The organism is Asticcacaulis tiandongensis, assembly GCF_006475605.1.
GTDB lineage: Bacteria > Pseudomonadota > Alphaproteobacteria > Caulobacterales > Caulobacteraceae > Asticcacaulis > Asticcacaulis tiandongensis.
The window spans coordinates 1-24139 of sequence record NZ_SSBC01000019.1; the positions used below are offsets into that span (position 1 = coordinate 1).

Below are 24139 nucleotides of genomic sequence, written 5' to 3' on the forward strand. Positions count from 1 at the left end.
CCGCTCCAAATTCTCAGTCAAGTCCTTATTTTAAAAATGTTTTTCAACACCAAAACCAGAAACTTAACCCCGCCAGATCCAACACCTCAAAGGCACCGTCTCCGCCAGAGCGGCGTAACTACGCCCCCACACATACAGAGTCAAATGCTATCTTCACAAAAACGCAACAATCAACAGGCAATGCGAAATCAGGCGCATATTGTCGGTTTTCCTGCCTTAATGCGTCTCACGAAACAGAATATTGTTCTCAAGGTGGATATGTTCAAGCAGATCATCCCGCAATGCCTCAAGTCCCTTATATAGGGTTCGCCAGGTTCCGCAGGCCTCAGGTGGCGCCTGAAGATCATGACTTTGCATCAATATGGTTTGCAGAGCCTCCCCATGTTGAACATGCTCCATCTGCATGACGCGGATAGGCCCTTCGGCCATAGCGCGCCGATTCTGACGCAACAGCGGGAACAGCACCTCTTCTTCCTTCAGCATATGAAAGTGCAGGTCTTCACCTGTGGCCAGCAAAAGGTCAGCCAGACCATGCGGACAGAGCGGATGCTCGGCATGGGAACGTTCCACCCGCTCCGCCATACTGATCAGGTGCGGAATATCCATCCGGTGCTTTTCGTGGAAATGCTCAAGGATATGATCGATAAGCTCACCACTATCGACATTACGCCAGTCCCGTAGTGGCGGCTGCGTCCGCGCCTGCGTTTCCAGTGCGTTATTAATGACCTCAATATCTGCACCCGCCATGCGCGACGCCAGCGACAGGCTGAGTTGACCTTCATGACAAAAGTCCAGATTGTGCGCCCGTAATATGATTATTGCATTTGGCACTTCACAGACGATATCGCTTAAGGACTTGTCTTTCAGGTTCATGTCGCCTCCGTAGATATAAGGCGATCACTATGTGCGCCGCACCCGTCCTCAGACTTGATGCGGATCAAGCCCGACCTGAGCCGGATTGTCGCATCACCCGGGCAATAGATAGGTCTCTATATCCTGCGGCCGGTTGAAGTTGCGCAGGGCCTCAGGCTTTAGCGCCTCAAGCCTGCGCGTCACAAGACCCGCGATCAGCCCCTTCACCGACCCCTTGTCTCCGGCGGCTATGCGCTCAAGCTGCGCATGGCAATAGGCCTTAAGGGCCGCATCAAACCTTAGGCATAACGGCAAGGGCAGGTCACCGAAAACCACTGCCTGTGCGTCACCTAACCCCTCCGGCAAAACGCTTAATATATGGCCTTCCAGAAGCGGCATATCGACAGGCACAAATAACAAGGCGTCAACCGCGTCTTCGATGTGCAGAATACAGCTGCATATAGCGGCCGCAGGCCCCCGCCCCTCAACCCTGTCCGGCACGGACGGATAGCCGTCGCGTTCGCCACTAACATATATATTCTCTGCACCGGCATCGCGCAGGGTCCGGGCCGTGTGATCGAGCCAGCTATGGCCCTGCCACATCAGACCCGCCTTATCCTGCCCCATGCGGCTTGACTTACCGCCGCACAATATAACGCCGGATATGCGCATCAGGGATTTTCGACCAGCGACGTGCCATCCAGCCATTCACTGTCGCCGCTGAGATAATGTTCTTTCTTCCACACCGGCACACGCTTTTTCAGTTCTTCGATCAGATAACGCGACGCCTCATAGGCCGGGGCACGGTGAGGTGAACCCACGGCGATGATGACGCTGATACCGCCAATCGGCAGGTAGCCTTTGAAATGCTCGATATAGAGCCGCAGATCAGGGCCGAACTGCGCCTGTGCCTCGACACAGATTTCACCCATCACGGTTTCCGCCAGAGGTGCGAAGGCATCATAGCTGACGCCGGACACCGGCTTATTGAGATTGTGATTACGCACGCGCCCGACAAACAAAAGCGCGGCACCATTTTCTCCGGCATCGACAAAGGCCGAGGCCTTTTCCAGAGACAGATGCGTTTCCCGCACGCAAACATGTATGGATCGGGTATCCGGAGACTGGGACATCCTTTACCCTCCCGAAACCGGCGGCAGCAGCACCAGCTGCGCCGAGGTGTCAAACACATGCGCCGACGATAGTACCTGCTGCGCATCCGCCAGCGCTGACACCTTCAGCAGATCAGAGGCCGCCGGATCAAGCGCTTCGGCAATCGCCGCCTTAACCGCCGCCATGCCCGCCCCCGCCGCAAGCGTCAGGCGCAATGGCCCCGTGCGCTCATATTTGCGAAAGGCCCCGAAAAAGCTGATCTCAAGTTCGATCTTCTGCATATTACTCGCCCACCTCAAACAAGGACGTCGCGTCATAAAGAAACGCCTCGACCGCCTCACCGGCCTCATAGGTTTTCGCCGCTTCAGGTAAGGCGATATAGCCATGCCCCTGCGCCAGCGATTTCAGCTTGAACGATTCCTGCCCATCAAGCACCTCGGCCCTCAGACCGTCAGGCGTCAGTTCAAAACCTGCCTTCAGAAACTGGTACAGTCCATTGCCCTTAACGACCGGTGCTTTCAGCTTCGCCACAAGTGGCCGCTCACGTCCAAGGCCCGATAGCTGACGCACCAGGGCCTGCACAAAAAACCGCCAGCCCACCGCTGCCGCCACCGGATTACCGGGCAAACCAAAATAGAAATGCCCCTGCGGCAAACGCGCAAACAGGATCGGCTTACCCGGCCGCAGATTAATCCGGTGAAAGACGATCTCCGCCCCCAGTGCCTTCAGGGCTTCCGGCACAAAGTCCTTTTCGCCTTTGGATACCGCACCGGTCGTTATAATGATCGACGGCGTTTTAATCGCCTGAATGGCTGCCACCAAATTTTGCGCCTCATCACGGATAATCCCGCCGTCATGCGCCACAAGCCCCGCTCGTCTGGCGGCCGCCAGCAGGTAAGGCCCGTTGGAATTATGGATCATGGCCTCAGACAGATTACCGCCATCCGACAATTCATTCCCCGTGCTGAAGACATGAACATCCGGCAGGGTTATCACCGAAACCTCCCGCACCCCCAGCGCCGCCAGAAGCGCCAGCTTTTCCGGCGTTACAGATTCTCCGGCATTCAGAACGGCCTCGCCCTGAGCCACATCTTCACCGGCTTCGCGGATATTGGCCCCCGCCGCAGGAATATGTGCAAACACCACACTCTGACCGCTGACTTCGGCCTGCTCGATGGGGATCACGGCATCATAGGCTGATGACACCAAAGCGCCCGTCATGATGCGCACCACCGGTGCCTGATCGGTCGGCGTCACATCACCCGCCGCCACGGTCGCCCCAATCTCACTGGCCTGACCGGCGGCAACCTCAGTGCGCTTGATCGCAAACCCGTCCATGGCCGAATTACGAAACGGCGGCAGGTTTAGCGACGCGACCACATCTTCCGCCAGAATCTGACCCAGAGCGTCACTCAACGATACGGTGCGTGCGGCGGCCCTGACCGCATTCGCCGCAATCAGATCTATGGCTTCGTTATAACTGATCATTTGCCCTCTCCGTTCATGATGCGGATCAGGTGCGGAATCAGCTCAGGCAAAAGCGCCGACAGGCCTTCCTTCACGGCACGCGGACTACCCGGCAAGGTGACGATCAGGCTCTCCCCGATCTGACCACCGACCGCACGGCTGCTCCAGGACAGAGGCGTATATTTTGCGCCGTCGCTGCGCAGCAATTCGCCAATACCCTCAATTGACCGGTCAAACAAAGGCGTCAGAGTATCGGGCGTCACATCACGCGGCGCCACACCCGTCCCGCCGGTACAGACAATCAGATGCGGCTTACGACTATGGGCCAGATCAGTAACCGTGGCGCTTAAGGTCGCCGGTTCATCGGGGATCAGCCGATAATCGGTGACCTCCGCCCCATGTTCGCTCAGTATGTCTTTAATGGCTTCACCGGAGGCATCTTCATAGACACCGGCATGGGCACGATCACTTAAGGTGACCACCGCCACACGTCGCCCGCTCAGAACCTTTGGGGCCGGCGGATCAATCAGATTGCGCACCTCATCAGACACCCCATCGGGATGCAGCCATACCCCGCTCTTGCCGCCGCGTTTGGCCAAAAGCCTGATATCGGAAATCAACAAGGCCGGCTCAACCATCTTGGTCAGATCCCAAAGCGTCAGAAGCGCCGCATTAACCCCGGCCAGCGCCTCCATCTCGACACCGGTTTTCGCATGAGCCGCCGCAATGCAGGTAACCCTGACGCTATGGGTTTCGGGTTCCGGCTCCGGGATGATCTCGACATGATCCAGCCCCAGCGGATGACAGAAGATAATGGTGTCGTGGGCGCGCTTGGCGCCCTGAATGCCCGCAATCTGACAGGCCGACAGGACATCACCCTTGGGCAGGGTTTTGTTGATGATGCGCTCAAAGGCTTCCGGTGAGGTGCTGAAGCGGCCTTCGGCAATGGCGACCCGGTGCGTGACAGGCTTCGCGCCCACGTCAATCATGCGATAGGGCAGGCTCATGCTTATCCTCCGATAGAAGCCAGATGCGGCGTCAGGCCGGTTACACCCTGCCCCAGATTATGCGAACGGGTCTTGTAGCTCAAAAGATCAGTAATCCGCTGCGTCAGCTCATTACGCTGATCGGCACTTTGCAGATATGGCCGCAGCCCATAGCCAAACTCGCCGAACAGACACAGCCTGAGATCGCCCCTTGCCGTGACGCGCAAGCGGTTACAGGTTGTGCAGAAATCCTTGGAATAGGGGGCAATGATACCGATACGCCCGCCATGATCAGGATGACCATATTCAAGTGCCGGACCACCAGTGGCGCTGCGCGGCAGGGGCGCAAACCCCTCTGCCGTAAGATAGGCCTGCAAGACCTCGCCACTCAGATGGTGTTTCCTGAAATAGTCGCCATTATCGCCGGTCTGCATCAGTTCGATAAAGCGGATGCTGATATCCTCACGCCGCGCCAGCGCCACAAAGTCGGGCCACTCATCGTCATTGACGCCCTTGATCAGCACGCAGTTGATCTTGATCGGCTTGATCCCCGCCTTACGCGCCAGATCTATACCCTCAAGGATGTCCTTGAGCTTGTCATGGCCGGTGATGCGGTGAAACTTGTCGGCCTGAAGACTGTCGATACTGACATTAAGCGCGTTAATGCCTGAATCCGCGAAAATACCCGCCTGTGTCTTCAGATTATAGCCATTAGTGGTCATGGCCAGGGTCTCAATGCGCCCCAGCGCCGAGATGGCCGACGCAATGGTCGGGATGTCACGCCTCAGGGTCGGCTCCCCACCTGTCAGGCGCACCTTGCGCACCCCCAGATCGGCAAAGCCGCTCACCAGCCGGATGATTTCATCAGCCGACAGAAAATCGCTTACGCCCGTTTTCTTGTAACCGTCCGGCAGGCAGTAGCTGCAACGAAAGTTGCAGGCCTCTGTCACGGACAGCCTGAGATAGGGGAACGAACGCCCCAGCAGGTCTTCCAGCACGCAAACACATCCTTTTCAAACACGGAGGATGCAACGGTTTCCCGCAACACCGGATACCCTTGGATTAAGGTATGGCCCGCCACCATATACATGAGGCACTTAGGACGAACGGGCTTCGGACGTTGATACAGTACAGTTGTATAGCGGTTTCACGACTTGATACAGATCAATAGTCTGTAAAACATCGTCGATCTTGGTGATCAGACATCCGGATTAGGGCATTCCGGTGTCTCATGGCGCTCACATCGCGCCGCCGTCTCCATATCGCAGTAGTTACACAGCGCAAAAACATCCGGCAGATGGATCTCATTACGATCTATATCGATGCCCTGCTCCTTAAGGGTTTGCAGAGCGCGCGAAAAGGTTTCCGGCTTCATCCCGAGATATCCGGCAATCAGCGACTTGTCATAGGGCAATTTGAAATTGAGCGTCCGCTCCCCGTGATCGAGCATCTCATTGAGCAGGAACCGCCCCACACGCTGGGTGACGGATTTCAGCGTCAACTGCTCAAACTGGGTCATCATGGCCTGAGACCGGTCAGCGATACAGGACATCATATTCATGGCCAGCACCTGATCGCCCTGAAGCTTTTCGCGCATGATCGAGGCCGGTATAGATAGCAGCTGGGTGTTTTCAATGGCCTGCGCATTGACCGGCAACAGCGCATTGCTGAATATGGCCGTCTCCAGCATGGCATCGCCGGACTTCACGATCTGAAGAATCGATTCCTGCCCGTCAACATTGCCCTTATAGAGCTTCACCCAGCCACTGAGCACAATATAGAACCGCAAGGCCTGCTCGCCCTGCATGAAGATCATCGCCCCCTTGTCATAGTGATGAACACGGGAAAACTTCATGATGTCCTTAAGCAACTCAGGTCTGATACCGGCAAACAGCGGCAGCAGACTTAACCGCTCAAAATGTGCATCGCCGGTGCCTGATATCACTTCGGGGGCGCGCCCCGCCTGCGGTTTGGCTTCGGGCTCCGGTTTTGCCTCAGGCGGCGCGGTCACCGCATCGCGCATCATATCCTTGAGCAGCACCTGACCAATCTCATAGAGACGGTCCATCTTTTCGGTAAAAAGTTCAAACCACTGGTTGGCATCAAAGGCCTCAAGCAAACGTGCGCCCGTACTCTGCTCAAGCGCCTGATTGAGCGTCCGCACTTTCTGAAACGCCGAATGTTCCTCATAAAGCGCCTTGACCATGACCCGCGTATCTTCGTCACACAGGCTGAGGAACATCCGCTCATAGGCCTGCTGCTTGGCGATGATATAATCCAATAAGCCCCGCGCCTCGCTCAGGGCGCCGGCATTTTGCAGCAGATAACCGCCCAAGGCCCGCTGACGCCCGACATGTTCTTTCCACTGCATAAAGCTCATGAATGCCGAGACACGCGCCGGATTATTCGCCGGATCAAAGACCGCTAACTCCTGCACAATATCGATGGCCGGCGCAATAATCTCACGCGTATAGAAGACATGCGCCTCCGCCGGATCAATCAGGCGCGAAACGATATATTTGCGTCTGGCCCCCAGATAATGCACCGCGCTTAACAAAGGCTCGATATTGGCGCTCTGCTTTTTGGGCAGCGCCCCCAAAGCCACCGCCGACCGGTCAGTGATATAGAACTGATTTTCCAGAAACTCGCTGAAATCGCTGCCCTGACTGCGCAGGAACAGGGCCGCCGCACCACGCTCTTTCTGGGCGTCGTGGATGAAGCGACACAGGTCGTTTAAGGCAGTCTCAGTCATGGAACGGTGCAGGTCTGTTTGTTCTTTTATAAGCATAGTAATACCACTGTTCCGGGCATGGCCAAGACACGTTTGCCCTTCCATGAACATATTTCCGTGTTCGCCGCCATGCGGTCAGATGCCATGGGCGCATTTGCCGCGGCCCACCGTTTTTAACCGCATTTGATCTGGATCAATGGGTCGCCGCCCCCCGCCGCCTATTTCGTTGCGGCAGTATGACGAAACCCGTGACCCACAAATGACCCAGATACCCGAGCCCTCCAGAGAGCCCTCCAGACCAGAGAGCGGCAAACTGCTGCTGATGGGCCTTGGCCTGTCACTGCTCCCCAGACCTCTGTTGCAAGCCCTGGCCGATCACCTGTGCGGACTGATCAATCATCGCCATCCGGCCTTGCGTTCACGCCTCGCTCAGGCCGAAGGGCGGCGCTTTCATTTCTGCCTCGAAGATCTGGGTTTTGATGCGGTCATGCACATCCACCAAAACCGCCTGTCGCTGAAACTGACCGAAAAGGGACAGATCACCGTCGCAGATGTACAGCTGAAGGGGCAGAGCCAGCGCCTTCTGGAACTGATGCAGGGCGAAAGCGACGGCGACGCCCTGTTCTTCGCCCGCGACCTTGCGGTGTCCGGCGATACCGAAGCCCTCGTCAGTCTGCGCAATGCCCTCGAAAGTGAAACCATCGACCTGAAAGCCCTGGCGCTCGACAGTCTGGGGCATCTCGGCCAACCGGCGCGCGCGGCATTCAGCCGTACCGAAGCCCTGATCACCCGCAAATCTACTGACATCGACCGCCTGTGGCAGGCCCTGACCCGCCCCCTCGATCAGCGCCTGAGCCGTCAGGCCCGCCAGATCGCTACCCTTGAAACCCGCCTTGCCCAGCTTGAGAAGATCAGGGTCAAACCATGAATGCCGCACGCCTTGAAATCATCTGCCCCGCAGGCACACCCGCCGCCCTGACCACCGCCGTCGATGAAGGGGCCGATGCCGTCTATCTGGGTTTTCGCGACGCGACCAATGCCCGTAATTTTCCGGGACTGAACTTTTCCCGCGACGAGCTTGCGGCCGCCATTGCCTATGCCCGCCCGCGTGGCACCGAAATTTTCATCGCCATCAACACCTTTGCGCAGGCCGGTCACGAAGCCCTGTGGCGACAGGCGGTGGATGACGCCGTCCGCATCGGGGCCGACGCGCTCATTCTGGCTGACACAGGTCTTCTGGCCTATGCGCGTGACAAACACCCTGACGCCCGCCTGCATCTCTCGGTACAGGCCTCGGCCTCGACGGCCCAGAGCATCCGTTTTTACACCCGACGCTTCGGTGTGCGACGGGTGGTACTGCCGCGTGTACTGACGCTTAAGGAAATCAAGGCCCTCAACGACGACATAGAGGTGGAAACCGAGATCTTTGCCTTTGGCGGCATGTGCCCGATGGCAGAGGGACGTTGTTCCTTGTCCTCCTATATTACCGGCAAATCGCCCAACCGCGATGGTGTCTGCTCGCCTGCCAGCCATGTCGCCTATCTGCCCGAAGACGACGACCTGACCACGCAACTTGGCGGCTTTACTATTAACCGCTTCGCCGCCGATGAGCGCGCCGGTTACCCCACCCTGTGCAAGGGCCGTTTCAGGGCGCAGGATCACGTCTCCTATATTTTTGAAGACCCCGTCAGCCTTAATGTGCTCGACCGTTTACCGGAAATCGTCGCCTCCGGCGTCACCGCCCTCAAGATCGAGGGCCGTCAGCGCGGCAAGGCCTATGTCCGCGAAGTGGTGCGCAGCTTCCGTCAGGGCGTTGATGCCTTCTACGCCCAAACCCCTGCCCCCCCAAGCGACCTGTCCCGCCTCAGCGAAGGCCAGTCCGTCACCGGCGGCGCGTACGAAAGGCAATGGCGATGACACCCTCCCTGTCCTTAGGCCCCTTGCTTTATAACTGGTCGCCGGAAAAGGCGCGGGACTTTTACCTGCGTATCGCCGACGAAAGCGACATAGAACGCGTGTTTTTAGGCGAAGTCGTCTGCTCCAAGCGCGAACCCTTTCATGCCGCCTACTGGCCGGAGGTCATTGAGCGCCTTGAGGCCTCAGGCAAGCAGGTCATCCTGTCGACGCTGGCCCTGGTCGCCACCCCGCGTGAGATCAAAAGCCTGATGAGCCTTAAGTCTGAGGCCGATTATCTGATTGAAATCAACGACCTGACCCTGCTTGAGGACTGGGACAACCGGCCCTTCGCGCTTGGGCCCTATGTCAATGTCTATAACGAAGCCACCCTTAAGGTCTTTGAGGACATGGGGGCCACACGCGTCACCTTGCCGTTTGAACTGACGCGGGACACTCTGGCCATTCTGGGTAAGGCTGCCACCTCGGCCCTTGAGGTACAGGTCTATGGCCGCCTGCCTCTGGCCATTTCCGCCCGCTGCTACCACGCCCGCGCCTTTAAGCTGCATAAGGATGGCTGTCAGTTCGTCTGCGACCGCCACCCCGATGGCATGGCCGTCGATACATTGGACGGCCAGCCCTTTCTCACGGTCAATGGCACCCAGACCCAATCCATGACCTGCGCCAATCTCATTCAGGAACTCCCTGACCTGATGCAGATGGGCATAGGCGGTTTTCGCCTGTCGCCACAGGATGTCGATATGGTGGCGATTGCCCGCGCTTTCCGTCAGGTCATCACCGGCGATATCGACCCCGCCGAAGCCTTTTCCCGCATGGAAACCGGTGATTTCGCCTATGCCAACGGCTTCTTCCACGGTGTCGAAGGTCGGCATCTGAAGCGGGCCTGAAACCGCCACTTGATCTGGATCAAGTGGCCATACGCCACTTGCAACCCGTTCTCAGGCAAAAGATTTTACGGTTGACCTCCATCAAACCCCTGACTTGCCCGCCATGACATAAGGGCGGTGACCAAACCCTCTGGTGGAGCCTCACATGGCCATTTCCGATCCTGTCAAACCGGCTGCGGCCAAAGGCGGGCAAACTGCCGCCCTCAGCCTGACCACCCTTGCCTTCACCATAAGCTTTGCCGTCTGGACGATCTTCGCCATCATCGGCGTTCAGATCAAACAGGATATGGGCCTGAGCGACACCCAGTTCAGCCTTTTGATCGGCACCCCGATCCTGACCGGCTCGCTGATTCGCCTGACGACCGGCATCTGGGCTGATCAGTATGGCGGGCGTCCGGTGATGTTTATCTCCATGATTGCCGCTGCCGCCTGCACCTGGCTTCTGATCTATGCCGATACCTATGCGCTGCTGCTCCTGACCGCCCTTGGGGTCGGTATCGCCGGTGGCACTTTTGTGGTCGGCGTCTCCTATATCTCCAAGTGGTACGACAAGGCCCATCAGGGTACCGCGCTCGGCATATTCGGCATGGGCAATGTCGGCTCAGCCGTGACCAAGATTTTCGCCCCCTTTGTCATGATCGCCTTCGGCTGGCATGCCGTGGCCCAGATCTGGGCGGTTGCCCTGCTGGTCATGGCGGTCGTCTTCTGGGTCTTCACCAAGGACGAGCCTGAGCTGCGCGAGCGCAAGGCGGCAGGCCGCAAGGCCAAATCCACCCGCGAAGCGCTGGCCCCCCTGAAAAACCTTCAGGTCTGGCGTTTCTCCACCTATTACTTCTTCGTCTTCGGCGGCTATGTTGCGCTGGCCCTGTGGTTGCCGCGCTATTACGTCGGGGCCTACGACATGGACATCGCCCATGCCGGTCTGCTGGCCGCCAGCTTCTCGGTCGCCGGTTCCATGTTCCGCGCTATCGGCGGCTATCTGTCCGATAAGATCGGCGCCCGTAAGGTCATGTACATGACCTTCATCGTCTGCGTCGTCTGCTGCTTCATCCTCAGCTATCCGGCCACCGACTATGTTGTTCACGGCATCGAAGGCGACATCCGCTTCTCCTTAAGTCTTGGCTTCTGGCCGTTCACCGTCGTCGTCTTTGTGCTGGGCCTGTTCATGTCCTTCGGCAAGGCCGCGATCTATAAGCACATCCCCGTCTATTACCCTGATAATGTCGGCTCGGTGTCCGGCATAGTCGGTCTGGTTGGCGGACTGGGCGGCTTCTTCCTGCCGCTGGGCTTCGGGATACTCAACGACCTGACCAATGTCTGGACCAGTTGCTTCATGCTGATGTTCATACTGGTCGCCATCGCCCTGACCTGGATGCACCTCGCCATACAGCGCATGGAAAAACAGCGCCATCCCGAACTGCGCGGCCCCAAATTCTTCCCCGAACTCGACACCGCCGCACACAACCGTCGCCCCTCCTGACCTCTTCACTCACAGAGCACCTCTCATGTCCCGCTCCCTGACCGACAAACAGGCCCTTGATCTCTGGAACCCCGAAGACGACGCCTTCTGGGCCGCCAAGGGCAAGGCCATTGCCACCCGCAACCTGTGGATTTCGATCTTCTGCCTGTTTCTGGCCTTTGCCACATGGATGATCTTTTCCGTCGTGGCGGTGAACCTCAACAGTGCCGGTTTCAATTTCACACAGGCACAGCTGTTCACCCTGCTGGCCATGCCCGGCCTTTCGGGTGCCATCATGCGCATCTTCTGCTCGTTCATCGTGCCGATCGTCGGCGGGCGCAACTGGACGGTCTTCAGCACCGCCTTGCTGCTTATCCCCGCCATCGGCATCGGCATGGCCGTGCAGAACCCTGAGACTTCCTATACCACCATGCTTCTGCTGGCCCTGTCCTGTGGCTTCGGGGGGGGAAACTTTTCCTCCTCCATGTCCAATATCAGCTTCTTTTTCCCGAAAAAGGCACAAGGGGCCGCACTCGGCCTCAATGCCGGTCTCGGCAATCTGGGGGTCAGCGCCGTGCAGTTTGTCGTGCCTCTGGTCATCGGCTTTGCCGCCTTCGGTGCTCTGGGGGGCAACGCTCAAACCCTTGTAAAAGAAGGCGTTGAAAAGACCGTCTGGCTGCAAAATGCCGGTTTCGTTCTGGTCGTCCCGATCATTCTCGCTGTGCTGGCCGCCGCGTTTGGCATGAACAACCTGAAATGCGCCAATGCGCCTCTGTCAGAACAGCTGGTGATCTTCAAACGCAAGCACATGTACCTGACGACCTGGCTTTACATCATGTCGTTCGGCTCTTTCATCGGCTATTCGGCCGCCTTCCCCCTTCTGTTGAAATCACAGTTCGTTGAGGTCAACGCCCTGCAACTGGCCTTTATCGGTCCGCTGCTCGGTGCCCTGATCCGTCCCGTTGGCGGCATAGTCTCCGATAAGGTTGGCGGTGCCTCGGTGACCCTGTGGTCGCTGATCCTGATGATCGCTGCCGCCTTAGGTGTGGTGTGGTTCATTCAGGACGAGACCCGTAATTTCATAGGCTTTTTCATCGCCTTCATGGTGCTGTTCACCGCCTCAGGCATCGCCAACGGTTCAGTGTTCCGCATGATCGGCGTCATCTTCCCGCCGAAGGAAAAAGCACCGGTTCTGGGCTTTTCCGGCGCGGTCGCCGCCTTCGGTGCCTTCTATATCCCCAAAGCTTTCGGCTGGTCCATCGAGGCCACCGGCCACGCCGACGCCGCCCTTTATGGCTTCGTCATCTACTACCTGACCTGTGTTGCCGTCCTTTATGGCTGGTACTTAGGCAAACGCGCTGAAATCAAGTGCTAAAAACAATAATAAACAAGCACTTAAAATTACTGAGGAATAAGTAAAATGAGCCATTTTATCGACAAACTCACCTTTTTCCGGCGTGAGCGCGAAGACTTTTCCAACGGCCACGGCCAGAAGACCGATCAGTCGCGTGAGTGGGAAAAAGGCTATCGCAGCCGCTGGCAGCACGACAAGGTCGTGCGCTCCACCCACGGCGTCAACTGCACCGGATCGTGCAGCTGGAAGATCTACGTCAAGAACGGTCTGGTGACCTGGGAAACCCAGCAAACCGATTATCCGCGCACCCGTCCGGACATGCCGAACCACGAGCCCAGAGGCTGCGCCCGCGGGGCCAGCTATTCGTGGTATCTCTACAGCGCCAACCGCCTGAAATATCCGCTGGTGCGTTCGCGCCTGCTCAAAAGCTGGCGCAAGGCCAAGGCCCTTCACGGTGATCCGGTCACCGCATGGGCCTCGATTGTCACCGATGACGCCAAGCGCAAGGATTACCAGAAGGTGCGCGGTTTGGGCGGTTTCGTGCGCTCAAGCTGGGATGAGGTCAATGAGATCATCGCCTCGGCCAATATCCACACCATCGAGGCCCACGGCCCTGACCGCATCATCGGCTTCTCGCCCATTCCGGCCATGTCGATGGTCTCCTATGCTTCCGGCGCGCGTTACCTGTCGCTGATCGGCGGCGTCTGCACCAGCTTCTATGACTGGTACTGCGACCTGCCGCCCGCCAGCCCCCAGACATGGGGTGAACAAACCGACGTGCCCGAAAGTGCCGACTGGTATAATTCAAGCTTTATTATCGCATGGGGCTCAAACGTTCCTCAGACCCGTACACCGGACGCCCACTTCTTCACCGAGGTGCGTTACAAGGGTACCAAGACGGTCGCCGTTACCCCTGACTATTCCGAAGTCGCCAAGCTGGCCGATATCTGGATGCACCCGAAACAGGGCACCGACGCAGCCATGGCGCTGGCTATGGGCCACGTCATCCTCAGCGAATGGCACCTGAAGGGCAAGAGCGACTATTTCGACGACTATTGCCGCAGCTTTACCGACATGCCCTTCCTTGTAAAACTTGAGGAAAAGAACGGCTACCTTCAGCCGGCAGGCATGGTGCGGGCGTCCGATTTCAAGGACGGCCTCGGTATGGAAAACAATGCCGACTGGAAGCCGGTACTGGTCTGCGGGCGTGAGGAAAAAGTCCGCGTCCCCAATGGCACCATCGGTTCACGCTGGGGTCAGGACGGCAAGTGGAACCTTGAACCGCGTGACGAGAAAACCGGCGATGATATCTGGCCGCTTCTGTCGCTGATCGATCATAGCCAGCGTGACGTCAAATCGGTTGCCTTCCCCTATTTCGGTCATCAGGCCCCTGAGACCTTCAACGCCACCGACCATGCCGAGGTGCTGGAACGCAACATCCCCGTCATTCCGCTCGAACTGAACGAGGGTAAGGTCTATGTCGCCAGCGTCTATGACCTGTTTGTCGCCAACTATGGCGTTGATCGCGGTCTGGGCGGGGCCAATGTCGCCACAAGCTTCGACGATGATGTCCCCTACACCCCCGCCTGGCAGGAAAAGATCACCGGCGTCAAGCGCGAGCATGTAATCAATGTCGCCCGTCAGTTCGCTGAAAACGCCCATAAGACTCATGGCCGGTCCATGGTCATTGTCGGAGCCGGTCTGAACCACTGGTATCACATGGACATGATCTACCGTGCCATCATCAATATGCTGGTGATGTGCGGCTGTATCGGTAAATCCGGCGGCGGCTGGAGCCACTATGTCGGTCAGGAAAAGCTGCGTCCGCAAACCGGCTGGGCACCGCTGGCCTTCGCCACCGACTGGAGCCGTCCGCCGCGTCAGCAAAACGGCACCTCTTTCTTCTATGCCCACACCGACCAGTACCGCTATGAGCGCGTGAAGATGGATGAAATCCTCTCGCCTCTGGCCGACACGGCCGAGTGGAACAATCTGTCGATGATCGACTGTAATGTGCGGGCCGAACGCATGGGCTGGCTGCCGTCTGCACCGCAGATGGAAACCAACCCGCTTGAGATCGGGCGCGCTGTGCAGGCGTCGGGTCAAAGCGCCGGTGATTATGTGGCTCAGGGCCTGAAGAACCGTGACCTGAAACTGTCGTGCCACGATCCGGACAACCCCGCCAACTGGCCCCGCAACATGTTCGTCTGGCGCTCGAATATTCTTGGTTCCAGCGGTAAGGGCCATGAATATTTCCTCAAGCATTTTCTGGGGACACAGAACGGCATTCAGGGCAAGGAACTGGGGGCCGAAGGCGAGCAACTGCCCTCCGAAGTCGTCTGGCACGACGAAGCGCCGGAAGGCAAACTTGACCTTCTGGTAACGCTCGATTTCCGCATGTCCACCACCTGCGTCTATTCCGATATCGTGTTGCCAACCGCCACATGGTACGAAAAAGCCGACCTCAATACCTCGGACATGCACCCCTTCATCCACCCGCTCTCTGCGGCCGTCGATCCGGCATGGGAATCGCGCTCGGACTGGGACATCTATAAGGGTCTGGCCAAAAAATTCTCGGAACTGTGCGAAGGCCATCTGGGCATCGAGCAGGATGTGGTCTTAAACCCCATCAAGCACGATACCGCCAATGAACTGGCGCAGGGCCTTGAGCCGCAGGACTGGTACAAGGGCGAATGCGAACCGATCCCCGGCAAGACCATGCCCACGGTCACACTGGTCGAACGTGACTATCCCAATATCTACAAAAAATTCACCTCGCTTGGGCCGTTACTGTCAAAGCTCGGCAATGGCGGCAAGGGCATTGGCTGGAACACCGAAGCTGAACTGAAAATCCTCGGGGACATGAACTACCGTGTCACCGAAGACGGCATCAGTCAGGGCCTGCCCAAGATCGACAGTGCCATTGACGCTGCCGAAGTCATCATGACCCTTGCGCCGGAAACCAATGGCCATGTGGCGGTAAAGGCATGGGCGGCGCTGTCCAAAACCACGGGCCGCGACCATACCCATCTGGCGGTTGCGCGTGAGGACGAACATATCCGTTACCGTGACATTCAGGCCCAGCCGCGCAAGATCATTTCCTCACCGACCTGGAGCGGTATTGAGTCCGAACACGTCAGCTATACGGCGGGTTACACCAACGTCCATGAACTGATCCCCTGGCGCACCCTGACCGGCCGTCAGCAGCTTTATCAGGATCACAAATGGATGCGGGCCTTTGGCGAATCCTTATGTGTCTATAAGCCGCCGATTGACCTTAAGACGACCAAACCGGTGATCGAGAAGCTCGGCAAGGGCCGCAAGCAGGTGGTGCTGAACTTCATCACGCCGCACCAGAAGTGGGGCATCCACTCGACCTATTCGGACAACCTTCTGATGCTCACCCTGTCACGCGGCGGGCCTATCATCTGGATGTCGGAAATCGACGCGCAGAAAATCGGCGTCGTCGATAATGACTGGATCGAAGCCTACAACACCAATGGCGCCATCACGGCGCGTGCGGTGGTTTCCCAGCGCGTCCCCGAAGGCATGGTCATGATGTACCACGCTCAGGAAAAGATCATCAACGTACCGGGCTCCGAAATCACCGGCACACGCGGCGGCATCCACAATTCGGTCACCCGCATTGTGCCCAAGCCCACCCACATGATCGGCGGCTATGCGCAGCTGGCCTATGACTTCAACTATTACGGCACCGTAGGTTCCAACCGCGATGAGTTCGTCATCCTGCGCAAGATGAAAAAGGTCGAATGGATGAACGAGGAAAACTACCCCAAGGGCGAGATGCCGACACTTGAAACTCTGACAGAGAAAGGCGCCTGATCATGAAGGTACGCGCACAAATCGGCATGGTGCTTAATCTGGACAAGTGCATCGGCTGTCACACCTGTTCGGTCACCTGCAAGAACGTCTGGACCTCGCGTCAGGGCGTCGAATATGCCTGGTTCAACAATGTCGAAACCAAACCCGGTGTCGGCTATCCCAATGACTGGGAAAATCAGGCTCGCTGGAAAGGCGGCTGGGCCCGCAAACCTTCGGGCAAGATCGAACCGAAGCAGGGCGGCAAATGGCGTACCCTCGCCAATATCTTCTCTAACCCCAATATGCCCTCGATCGACGACTATTATGAACCCTTCACCTTCGACTACGAGCACCTGCATAAGTCGCCCGAGGCCAAGACCATGCCAACGGCCCAGCCGGTATCGGTCATCACTGGCAAGAAGATGAAGAAGGTGATCAGCGGCCCGAACTGGGAAGAAATTCTTGGTGGCGAGTTTGAAAAACGCTCAAAGGACAAGAACTTCGACCACGTGCAGAAGGACATTTACGGGCAGTTTGAAAACACCTTCATGATGTACCTGCCGCGTCTGTGCGAGCACTGCCTCAATCCGGCCTGCGTCGCCGCCTGTCCGTCAGGGGCCATCTATAAGCGCGAGGAAGACGGCATCGTACTGATCGATCAGGATAAATGCCGCGGCTGGCGCATGTGTGTCTCGGCCTGCCCCTACAAGAAGATCTACTACAACTGGGAATCGGGCAAATCCGAGAAGTGTACCTTCTGCTATCCGCGCATCGAAGCCGGTGAGCCGACCGTCTGTTCGGAAACCTGCGTCGGGCGCATCCGCTATCTTGGCGTGCTTCTGTATGATGCCGACCGTATCGAAGAGGCCGCGGCCACCAAGGACGAAGAGAACCTCTATCAGGCCCAGCTTGATATCTTCCTCGATCCCTTCGACCCCGAAGTCATCAAGGCCGCCAAGGCCGAAGGCATCCCCGACAGCTGGCTTGAGGCCGCGAAGATTTCGCCGGTCTACAAGATGGCTATCGACTGGAAGATCGCCTTCCCGCTGCACCCCGAATACCGCACCATGCCTATGGTCTGGTACGTGCCGCCCCTGTCACCCATTCAGAACGCGGCCACCTCAGGCGATGTCGGCATGAACGGCATTATCCCTGACGTGAAATCGCTGCGCATCCCGCTGAAATACCTCGCCAACCTCCTGACGGCGGGTGAGGAACGGCCGGTGCGTATCGCGCTGGAACGGATGCTGGCCATGCGCGCCTTTATGCGCGGACGCCATGTGGACGGCGTGGAACTGGAAGACCTCCTGACCCGCACCGGCCTCAACCGCGCCAAGGTCGAAGAAATGTACCGCTATCTGGCCATCGCCAATTACGAAGACCGCTTCGTTATTCCGACCTCACATAAGGAATATGCCGAAGAAGCCTTCGACATGCGCTCCGATTGCGGGTTCTCGTTCGGCAATGGCTGCTCCGGCGGTGACAATAAGGTCAACCTGTTCGCTTCACCTAAGCGTAAAAACCTGTTCGGAGGCACCCATGCTTAAGACCTGTAAGGCGCTGGGCATTTTCCTGCGCTACCCTGATACAGACTGGGCAGAACATGCCATTGATCTGTGCGATCTCATCGAAGCGGAGGGCCGGATCAAACCGGCCCAGTTGCGCGGTCTCAAACATCTGGCGCAGACCGTGACCACTGACCTGTTTGACGCACAGGAAACCTATGTCGCGACCTTTGACCGCGTACGGTCACTGTCGCTGCATCTGTTTGAGCATGTGCATGGCGAATCGCGTGATCGCGGGCAGGCGATGATCGACCTGATCGAGCTTTATGAGGCCAAGGGCCTGATGCCGCCGACCAATGAACTGCCGGACTACCTGCCAATGTTCCTTGAATATCTGTCCCACACGCAGGAAGGCGAGGCCCACGAAAGCCTGAAAGACATCGCCCATATCCTTGAAGCGATCTCCCGCCGCCTCAAGGATCGCCAAAGCCCTTACGGCGCGGTGTTCGATGCGCTTCTGACGCTGGCGGGCCAACGGGCAGTTGCCGGTAATCACACCCTGATCGGTGGCAAACCGGAAGAGGCTTCCTCAAAGGAAATGGATGCCGATTTCACGGACATAGACAGCCTGTGGGAAGACCCGATGGTTGATTTTCTGGGGGCGAAAGCCCCGCAATCCGGCGCAGCGTGCGGATAAGGGAGGTCCGTTATGATGGATCATTACTATACATTCTTCTTCGGGGTTTACCCCTATATCTGCCTCAGCGTCTTAGCCATCGGCACCCTGATCCGCTATGATCGGGAACCCTATACCTGGAAGGCCTCCTCCTCGCTCCTGCTGGCCGACAAGGGCCTGCGCATCGGCAATGTCATGTTTCACATCGGTGTCCTGTTTATCTTTGGCGGACATCTGGTGGGCCTGCTTACCCCGCACTGGGTCTATGCGCCCTTCATCACCGCCGAACAGAAACAGCTGGTGGCCATTACGGCGGGTGGCATTGCCGGTATCATCGGCTTTATCGGCCTGACCCTGCTGGTGTTCCGTCGCCTGCTGGTCGCCCGCATCCGTCAGACCAGTTCTTTCAGTGATATCGCCATCCTCCTGATTCTATGGGTGCAGATCACACTTGGGCTTCTGACCATCCCCTTCTCGCTCGGTCACCATGACGCGACCCTGATGCTTAACCTGTGTGACTGGGCGCAGGGCATATTCACCTTCCGTCCGGGGGCGTCTGATTTCATCGTCGGTGTCGAATGGCCATTCCAGCTGCATATCATCCTGGGCCTGACCATCTTCCTGCTGTTCCCCTTCACCCGCCTTGTGCACATGCTGAGTGCGCCGGTGCAGTACGTTTTCCGCCCCTATCAGATCGTGCGCAGCCGCATGGCCCGCAGGTCATAAGGAGTTATATCCATGCCCATCTATGTCAACGAAGTGGAAATCACCGACGAACAGGTGCTGCGCGAAATGCAGCACCACCCGGCCCCCGATCAGCCCTCGGCCCTGCAAATGGCCGCCGAAGCCCTGACGGTGCGTGAACTGCTTTTGCAGGCCTATGTCCGCGAAGGGCTGGGGACACGCGAAGACGATCCGACGGCTGAACCCGTAGCCGATGATGCCCGTATTGATGCACTTCTCGAAAAGGTCATCACCGTTCCGGTGGCCGAAGAAGAGCATCTGCGGCGCTATTATGAAAACAACCGCCAGCAATTTGTCTGGGACGGCGAAGCCCTCAGCTTTGAGGACGCCCGCCAGACCATTACCGATTACCTGACCGGCACAAACTGGCTTCAGGCGGTTTCGCAATACATCAAGATTCTGGCCGGTCGGGCAAAGCTGGTCGGCATAGAGCTTGAGTGCGCTGATTCGCCACTTGTACAATAAAACCCGTAAGCGTGATGATAGTCTGGCCTTCGATACCGGAGGCCAGACTATACGAGAAGACTGAAAATACGAGAAGACTGACATGCCCCGTTTTGCCCTGTTCAACTATGGCTTTCGTCCCTTCTTCCTGCTGTCGGGGCTCTTTGCGCTCGTGGCGCTGGGCTATTTCGTCTGTCTGACGGCAGGGCTTGACCTGCCGTTTTTCAGCCGCCTTGACCCTATCGCCTGGCATCAGCATGAAATGACCTTCGGTTATGGCATGGCGGTCGTCACCGGCTTCCTGTTTACCGCTGTCGCCAACTGGACAGGGCAGAAAACCCCCAGAGGCTGGTGGCTGGGGCTGATTGTTGCCGCATGGATCATGGGACGCATCGCCGTCTTTGCCTCCGACCTTCTGCCCCTGTGGCTGGCGGTTGTCATGGACGCGGGATTCAGCCTTCTGGTCATTGCCGGCATTGCCCCTGCCCTGATCAAGGGTGGCAATAGGCGCAATTTCTTCTTTATTGTTCTTCTACTGTTGCTCGGCGGTGCCAATCTTCTGATGTGGACGGGCTATCGCGTAATCGGCTTCACCGCCGGTCTCAATATCCTGTTGCTGATGATCGTGATCATCGGCGGACGCGTCATGCCGATGTTCACCGAACGCCCGCTGGGTCTGATTCTGAAACGCGATCCGCGCATTGACCGTATTACCCTGATCACCACGGTTCTGGCGCTGACTGGCGAAGTCATCTCCCTGTTCTACCCCCCCCTTGGCGGGCCAATCCTTGGGATATTCTTCCTGCTCGCGGCCTTAAGCAATCTCTGGCGCCTCAGCCAGTGGCAGTCCCTGAAAACCCTCAAACTGCCGCTCGTCTGGGTGCTGCATGCCGCCTATGCATGGATCATCATAGGCTTCGCCCTCAAAGGCTTCATTCATCTCGGCATGGATATCTGGTCAGGGGCGGCAACCCACGCTTTGACGGTCGGCGGCTTAGGCGTCATGACACTGGGCTTCATGGCCCGCGTCGCGCTTGGCCATACCGGCCGACCACTGGTGGTCGGCCTGCCTATGACCATTGCCTTCATTGCCCTCAATCTGGCCGCCATACTGCGCGCCCTGCTGATTCTTGTTTTCCCCGATCAGTTCCTGCGTCTGGCCGAAGCCGCCGGTGCGCTATGGCTGGTGGCGTTTATCCTGTTCCTATGGGTCTATGTGCCCATCCTTATCGCGCCCCGCGCCGACGGACGTCCTGATTAAACACAAGCCTTTTCCAGCTTCATACTCCCCGGGCCGTACAGGGGATAGGTTCGGGGGAGGGTGATAACCCTACCCCTGCACCACTCCACTCACGCGTACATTCTTCGCCCGCACAGACACAACGGCCCGATCCACGGCTTGCGGCGACCTTAAGCCCTCAACCGTCACGCCATCAGCACTGTCAATGGCAATCGCCGGACGCTGATCAGGCCGCTCGACCTCAAACGAGACATCCTTGACCCGCACATTGTTGGCATGACGAATATAAAGCCCGTGCGCCGGCAGCGTGCCCATGAAACTCGGCTCAAGGCTCGACTTACGCCGCTCAGGGATTTCACGTGCCGCGTCCGCCGCCGTACCCCCGCCTTGCGAGACAATGCGGATATTACTGATCTCGACATCCTCGATGCGCTTTTCCGGAATGCCGACAATGCCTGACGTATAAAGCCCGTGCACACCGGTCGCTTCAATGTCTTTGATCACCACGCGCCGCACAGACGCAATGCCTGCCGTTTTCGGTGCGCGATTACGCGCCGACAACCTTACAAAGAACGGATGATTGACCGTGTCTTTCAGGCGGATGTTCTCAAAGCGCACGTCCTCCAGCACCCCGCCGTCAATGGCCCCCATCTGGATGCCGCGCCCGTGCTCGCACAGACAATCCTCATAGACGATATTGCGGAAACCGGCGACCGAGTCGGTCCCCAGCTTCAGCCGTCCGAACGGCCCGACATCATCCGGCCCCATATAGGGCGACGGTTGCGGATTCCCCGCCACGACACTGCCCATCAGATAGCCTGAGGTATGACAGCCCTTCACCACCACATCCTCACAGAAGACAGGCTTCTCATAGGCAAAGCTCGACTTCATGACGATACCGTCATCCTTGGGGGTATTGACGCGACAATTTAGGATCTCCGCGCCTTTGCAGCAATCCAGATCAATCCCGTCACGGTCGGTGTCAAGCAACAGGTTCTCGGCCTTAATGCCTTCACAGCCCATAAAGAACAGGGCAAAATGCCCGCCTTGCAGAATGGTGAAATCCTTGACGACAATATTGCGGCAGCTCTTGAACGCCACCGCATGCGGGGCACGTCCCTCATAGGCGGCCTCGCGCGGATCAACCAGCCTTGCCGCGTGCGGATCAAGCCCGCGCGATGAGGCCGAGACAAAGCCCTTGATCCCATGCCAGCGCGGCGCAGGCCCTTCACGATCAAGCCCGCGACCATAGATCATGCCCTTGCCGATCACCGCCACATTGGTCGCCTCAAGCCCGTAGATCAGACTGTTGCGGAAATGGCTGACGCCGTAATCCTGAAACTGCTCGTCATACACCCCTTCCGGCAGGTCATAGTGATGCCCATGCACATCGGGATTGGCCGCCTCAATCAGCGCCCCCTCTGACAACAGCAGCGTGATATTGTCATAAAGCCGGATCGAGAAACTTAAATAATGGCCCTTCGGCACCACCACCGTACCACCACCAGCCTTGACGGCCTCGGCAATCGCGGCATTGATCGCCGGTGAATCGATGGTCTTGCCGTCACCTTTGGCACCGAATTTCGTAACATCGAAAAACCCGCTCAGCGACCCGTTGGCCCTGACAATTGACGGGGCGGCGGCAAAGGCCGCACCGGTCCCCAACAGAACAAACCGGCGACTGAACTCAGCCTTGTGATACACATCCATCTGGCATTTCCCTTTTTCTTTTTAAACGCTTCACATCCTCCCCTGTTTACGGGGGAGGTGGCCAGCTTGTCTGGCCGGAGGGGGGTGTCTTACTATTTGCTCCCCCCACTCAAAACCCGCTGACCGCACCCCCATCTACCGCCAATACCTGACCGGTGACATAACCTGCCGCCGGAGACGCCAGATAAACCATGGCCCAGCCAATATCCTCAGGCGTTCCAAACCGCTTCATCGGGATACGCCCGTTGATCTTCGCCACCCGCGCCGGATCTTTCGCCGTCGCGCTCTGAAACAAGGGCGTATCGATCCAGCCGGGAGCCACCGCATTGACTCTGATGCCCTCTGGAGCCAGCTCACCGGCCAGACCGCGCACCATACCCGTCAGGGCCGACTTCGCCGCCGTATAACCGATGACTTCCGGCACCCCCAGAAATGACGCCATTGACGCGACAAACAGCACCGAGCCACGCGTCTTTGCCAGCTGATCGACAAAGGCTCGCGTCAGGGCATAGGCCCCCGTGACATGAATATCATTGATCGCCTGAAACTCAGGGACCGTCATCTCGCGGATCGGCTTTTTGATTGTCCGTCCGGCATTATTGATCAGCACCGACACCGGCCCATGTAACCGCTCAACCTCGACCGCAAACCCTTCCGCGCGATCAAAGTCCGTCACATCAAAAACCATCCCCGCAACCGCCTCCGCATCATATACCCCTGGCTTTGCCGGGGGGAAACCGGCGCCTGCGCCGGAGGGGGGCATCTCATTCCCGCGCAACCCCTCAATCGCCGCGTCAATCTTCGCCTGAGATGTCCCCGTAATCGTCACCTTCGCGCCAACCGCAAGACAGCACCGCGCCGTCGCCAGCCCCAGACCGCTGGTCGCACCGGTAATCACTACATGCTGCCCCCTCAGACCAAACATGTTCACGCCCAAAGGGGATGATTGCGTCGCTTGCATAGACTCTCCTTATATCATAATATGTATTACCTATTGGCCGGATAAACGCAACCCCTCACCCACCTCAAACCTTCAAATAGCGGATAAAGGCCTCGCCAAACGTCTATGGGTTAAGACCTGTGCCCGCACCCCCGCTTCACCCGCAAAAATGACGCCGAAATCGTCGTTTTTTGCCCCTTTTTCACACTCACCCACACCGATTTTTCGGCAAAACCGCCCGCTACGGGGACAGATGCGTTGACAGCTTGTCTCATATAGTAAACATATGACCGAT

General features: G+C 57.9%; 21 protein-coding genes and 1 riboswitch. Of the genes, 11 read left to right on the forward strand and 10 right to left on the reverse strand.

Annotated features, from left to right (window positions below):
• Nucleotides 1-216: 216 nt before the first annotated feature.
• The 8 genes from ric to E5201_RS10920 form a co-directional block, all read right to left on the reverse strand.
• A complete protein-coding gene (ric, locus tag E5201_RS10885) occupies nt 217-873 on the reverse strand; it encodes an iron-sulfur cluster repair di-iron protein (RefSeq protein ID WP_140986134.1) in 657 nt (218 codons plus the stop codon).
• Nucleotides 874-966: 93 nt separating this feature from the next.
• A complete protein-coding gene (gene mobA, locus E5201_RS10890; protein ID WP_140986135.1) occupies nt 967-1560 on the reverse strand; it encodes a molybdenum cofactor guanylyltransferase in 594 nt (197 codons plus the stop codon).
• The gene (locus tag E5201_RS10895) at nt 1524-1985 is read right to left on the reverse strand and encodes a molybdenum cofactor biosynthesis protein MoaE (RefSeq protein ID WP_140986136.1); all 462 of its coding nucleotides are present in this window, start codon (nt 1983-1985) and stop codon (nt 1524-1526) included. The genes mobA and E5201_RS10895 overlap by 37 nt, the downstream gene beginning before the upstream one ends.
• Nucleotides 1986-1988: 3 nt before the next feature.
• Nucleotides 1989-2246 (reverse strand): hypothetical protein, encoded by a 258-nt coding sequence (locus E5201_RS10900; protein ID WP_140986137.1) that lies wholly within the window; start codon nt 2244-2246, stop codon nt 1989-1991.
• Between the two features lies 1 nt (nt 2247).
• Entirely contained in the window at nt 2248-3453 is a 1206-nt protein-coding gene (locus tag E5201_RS10905; protein ID WP_140986138.1) for a molybdopterin molybdotransferase MoeA, read from the reverse strand.
• Nucleotides 3450-4439, reverse strand: a complete 990-nt coding sequence (gene moaCB / locus E5201_RS10910; protein WP_140986139.1) for a bifunctional molybdenum cofactor biosynthesis protein MoaC/MoaB — start codon at nt 4437-4439, stop codon at nt 3450-3452. The genes E5201_RS10905 and moaCB overlap by 4 nt, the downstream gene beginning before the upstream one ends.
• Before the next feature lie 2 nt (nt 4440-4441).
• Nucleotides 4442-5416 carry a GTP 3',8-cyclase MoaA gene (gene moaA, locus E5201_RS10915; protein ID WP_219993609.1) on the reverse strand — a complete coding sequence of 325 codons (975 nt, stop codon included), beginning with the start codon at nt 5414-5416 and terminating at the stop codon, nt 4442-4444.
• Nucleotides 5409-5549, reverse strand: a riboswitch (molybdenum cofactor riboswitch). Its footprint overlaps the gene before it by 8 nt.
• A gap of 67 nt (nt 5550-5616) precedes the next feature.
• Entirely contained in the window at nt 5617-7170 is a 1554-nt protein-coding gene (locus E5201_RS10920) for a nitrate- and nitrite sensing domain-containing protein (protein WP_181404608.1), read from the reverse strand.
• A 238-nt stretch (nt 7171-7408) separates the two neighbouring features.
• Here E5201_RS10920 and ubiT point away from each other — a divergent pair, with 238 nt between their 5' ends.
• The 11 genes from ubiT (at nt 7409) to E5201_RS10975 (ending at nt 21215) form a co-directional block, all read left to right on the forward strand.
• A complete protein-coding gene (gene ubiT, locus E5201_RS10925) occupies nt 7409-8077 on the forward strand; it encodes a ubiquinone anaerobic biosynthesis accessory factor UbiT (protein WP_181404609.1) in 669 nt (222 codons plus the stop codon).
• A complete protein-coding gene (gene ubiU / locus E5201_RS10930) occupies nt 8074-9066 on the forward strand; it encodes a ubiquinone anaerobic biosynthesis protein UbiU (RefSeq protein WP_140986142.1) in 993 nt (330 codons plus the stop codon). The genes ubiT and ubiU overlap by 4 nt, the downstream gene beginning before the upstream one ends.
• Nucleotides 9063-9950 (forward strand): ubiquinone anaerobic biosynthesis protein UbiV, encoded by an 888-nt coding sequence (gene ubiV, locus E5201_RS10935; protein ID WP_140986143.1) that lies wholly within the window; start codon nt 9063-9065, stop codon nt 9948-9950. The genes ubiU and ubiV overlap by 4 nt, the downstream gene beginning before the upstream one ends.
• A 145-nt stretch (nt 9951-10095) precedes the next feature.
• Nucleotides 10096-11430 carry an MFS transporter gene (locus tag E5201_RS10940; protein WP_140986144.1) on the forward strand — a complete coding sequence of 445 codons (1335 nt, stop codon included), beginning with the start codon at nt 10096-10098 and terminating at the stop codon, nt 11428-11430.
• 25 nt (nt 11431-11455) lie between these two features.
• Entirely contained in the window at nt 11456-12784 is a 1329-nt protein-coding gene (locus tag E5201_RS10945) for a NarK family nitrate/nitrite MFS transporter (RefSeq protein ID WP_140986145.1), read from the forward strand.
• Between the two features lie 45 nt (nt 12785-12829).
• On the forward strand, nt 12830-16606 hold the full coding sequence (locus E5201_RS10950; RefSeq protein WP_140986146.1) for a nitrate reductase subunit alpha: 3777 nt from the start codon (nt 12830-12832) through the stop codon (nt 16604-16606).
• A 2-nt stretch (nt 16607-16608) separates the two neighbouring features.
• On the forward strand, nt 16609-18132 hold the full coding sequence (gene narH, locus E5201_RS10955) for a nitrate reductase subunit beta (protein WP_140986147.1): 1524 nt from the start codon (nt 16609-16611) through the stop codon (nt 18130-18132).
• On the forward strand, nt 18125-18787 hold the full coding sequence (gene narJ, locus E5201_RS10960; protein ID WP_140986148.1) for a nitrate reductase molybdenum cofactor assembly chaperone: 663 nt from the start codon (nt 18125-18127) through the stop codon (nt 18785-18787). Before narH ends, narJ begins: the two co-directional genes overlap by 8 nt.
• A gap of 12 nt (nt 18788-18799) precedes the next feature.
• Nucleotides 18800-19492 carry a respiratory nitrate reductase subunit gamma gene (narI, locus tag E5201_RS10965; protein ID WP_246050599.1) on the forward strand — a complete coding sequence of 231 codons (693 nt, stop codon included), beginning with the start codon at nt 18800-18802 and terminating at the stop codon, nt 19490-19492.
• A gap of 12 nt (nt 19493-19504) precedes the next feature.
• Nucleotides 19505-19975: a hypothetical protein gene (locus tag E5201_RS10970; protein WP_140986149.1), complete on the forward strand. Its 471-nt coding sequence runs from the start codon at nt 19505-19507 to the stop codon at nt 19973-19975.
• 82 nt (nt 19976-20057) lie between these two features.
• Entirely contained in the window at nt 20058-21215 is a 1158-nt protein-coding gene (locus E5201_RS10975) for an NnrS family protein (RefSeq protein ID WP_140986150.1), read from the forward strand.
• A gap of 69 nt (nt 21216-21284) precedes the next feature.
• Here E5201_RS10975 and E5201_RS10980 read toward each other — a convergent pair whose 3' ends face one another.
• Nucleotides 21285-22904, reverse strand: a complete 1620-nt coding sequence (locus E5201_RS10980; protein WP_219993611.1) for a rhamnogalacturonidase — start codon at nt 22902-22904, stop codon at nt 21285-21287.
• Between the two features lie 109 nt (nt 22905-23013).
• Complete coding sequence (locus E5201_RS10985) at nt 23014-23865, reverse strand: SDR family NAD(P)-dependent oxidoreductase (protein ID WP_140986151.1); 852 nt, start codon at nt 23863-23865, stop codon at nt 23014-23016.
• Between the last annotated feature and the right edge of the window lie 274 nt (nt 23866-24139).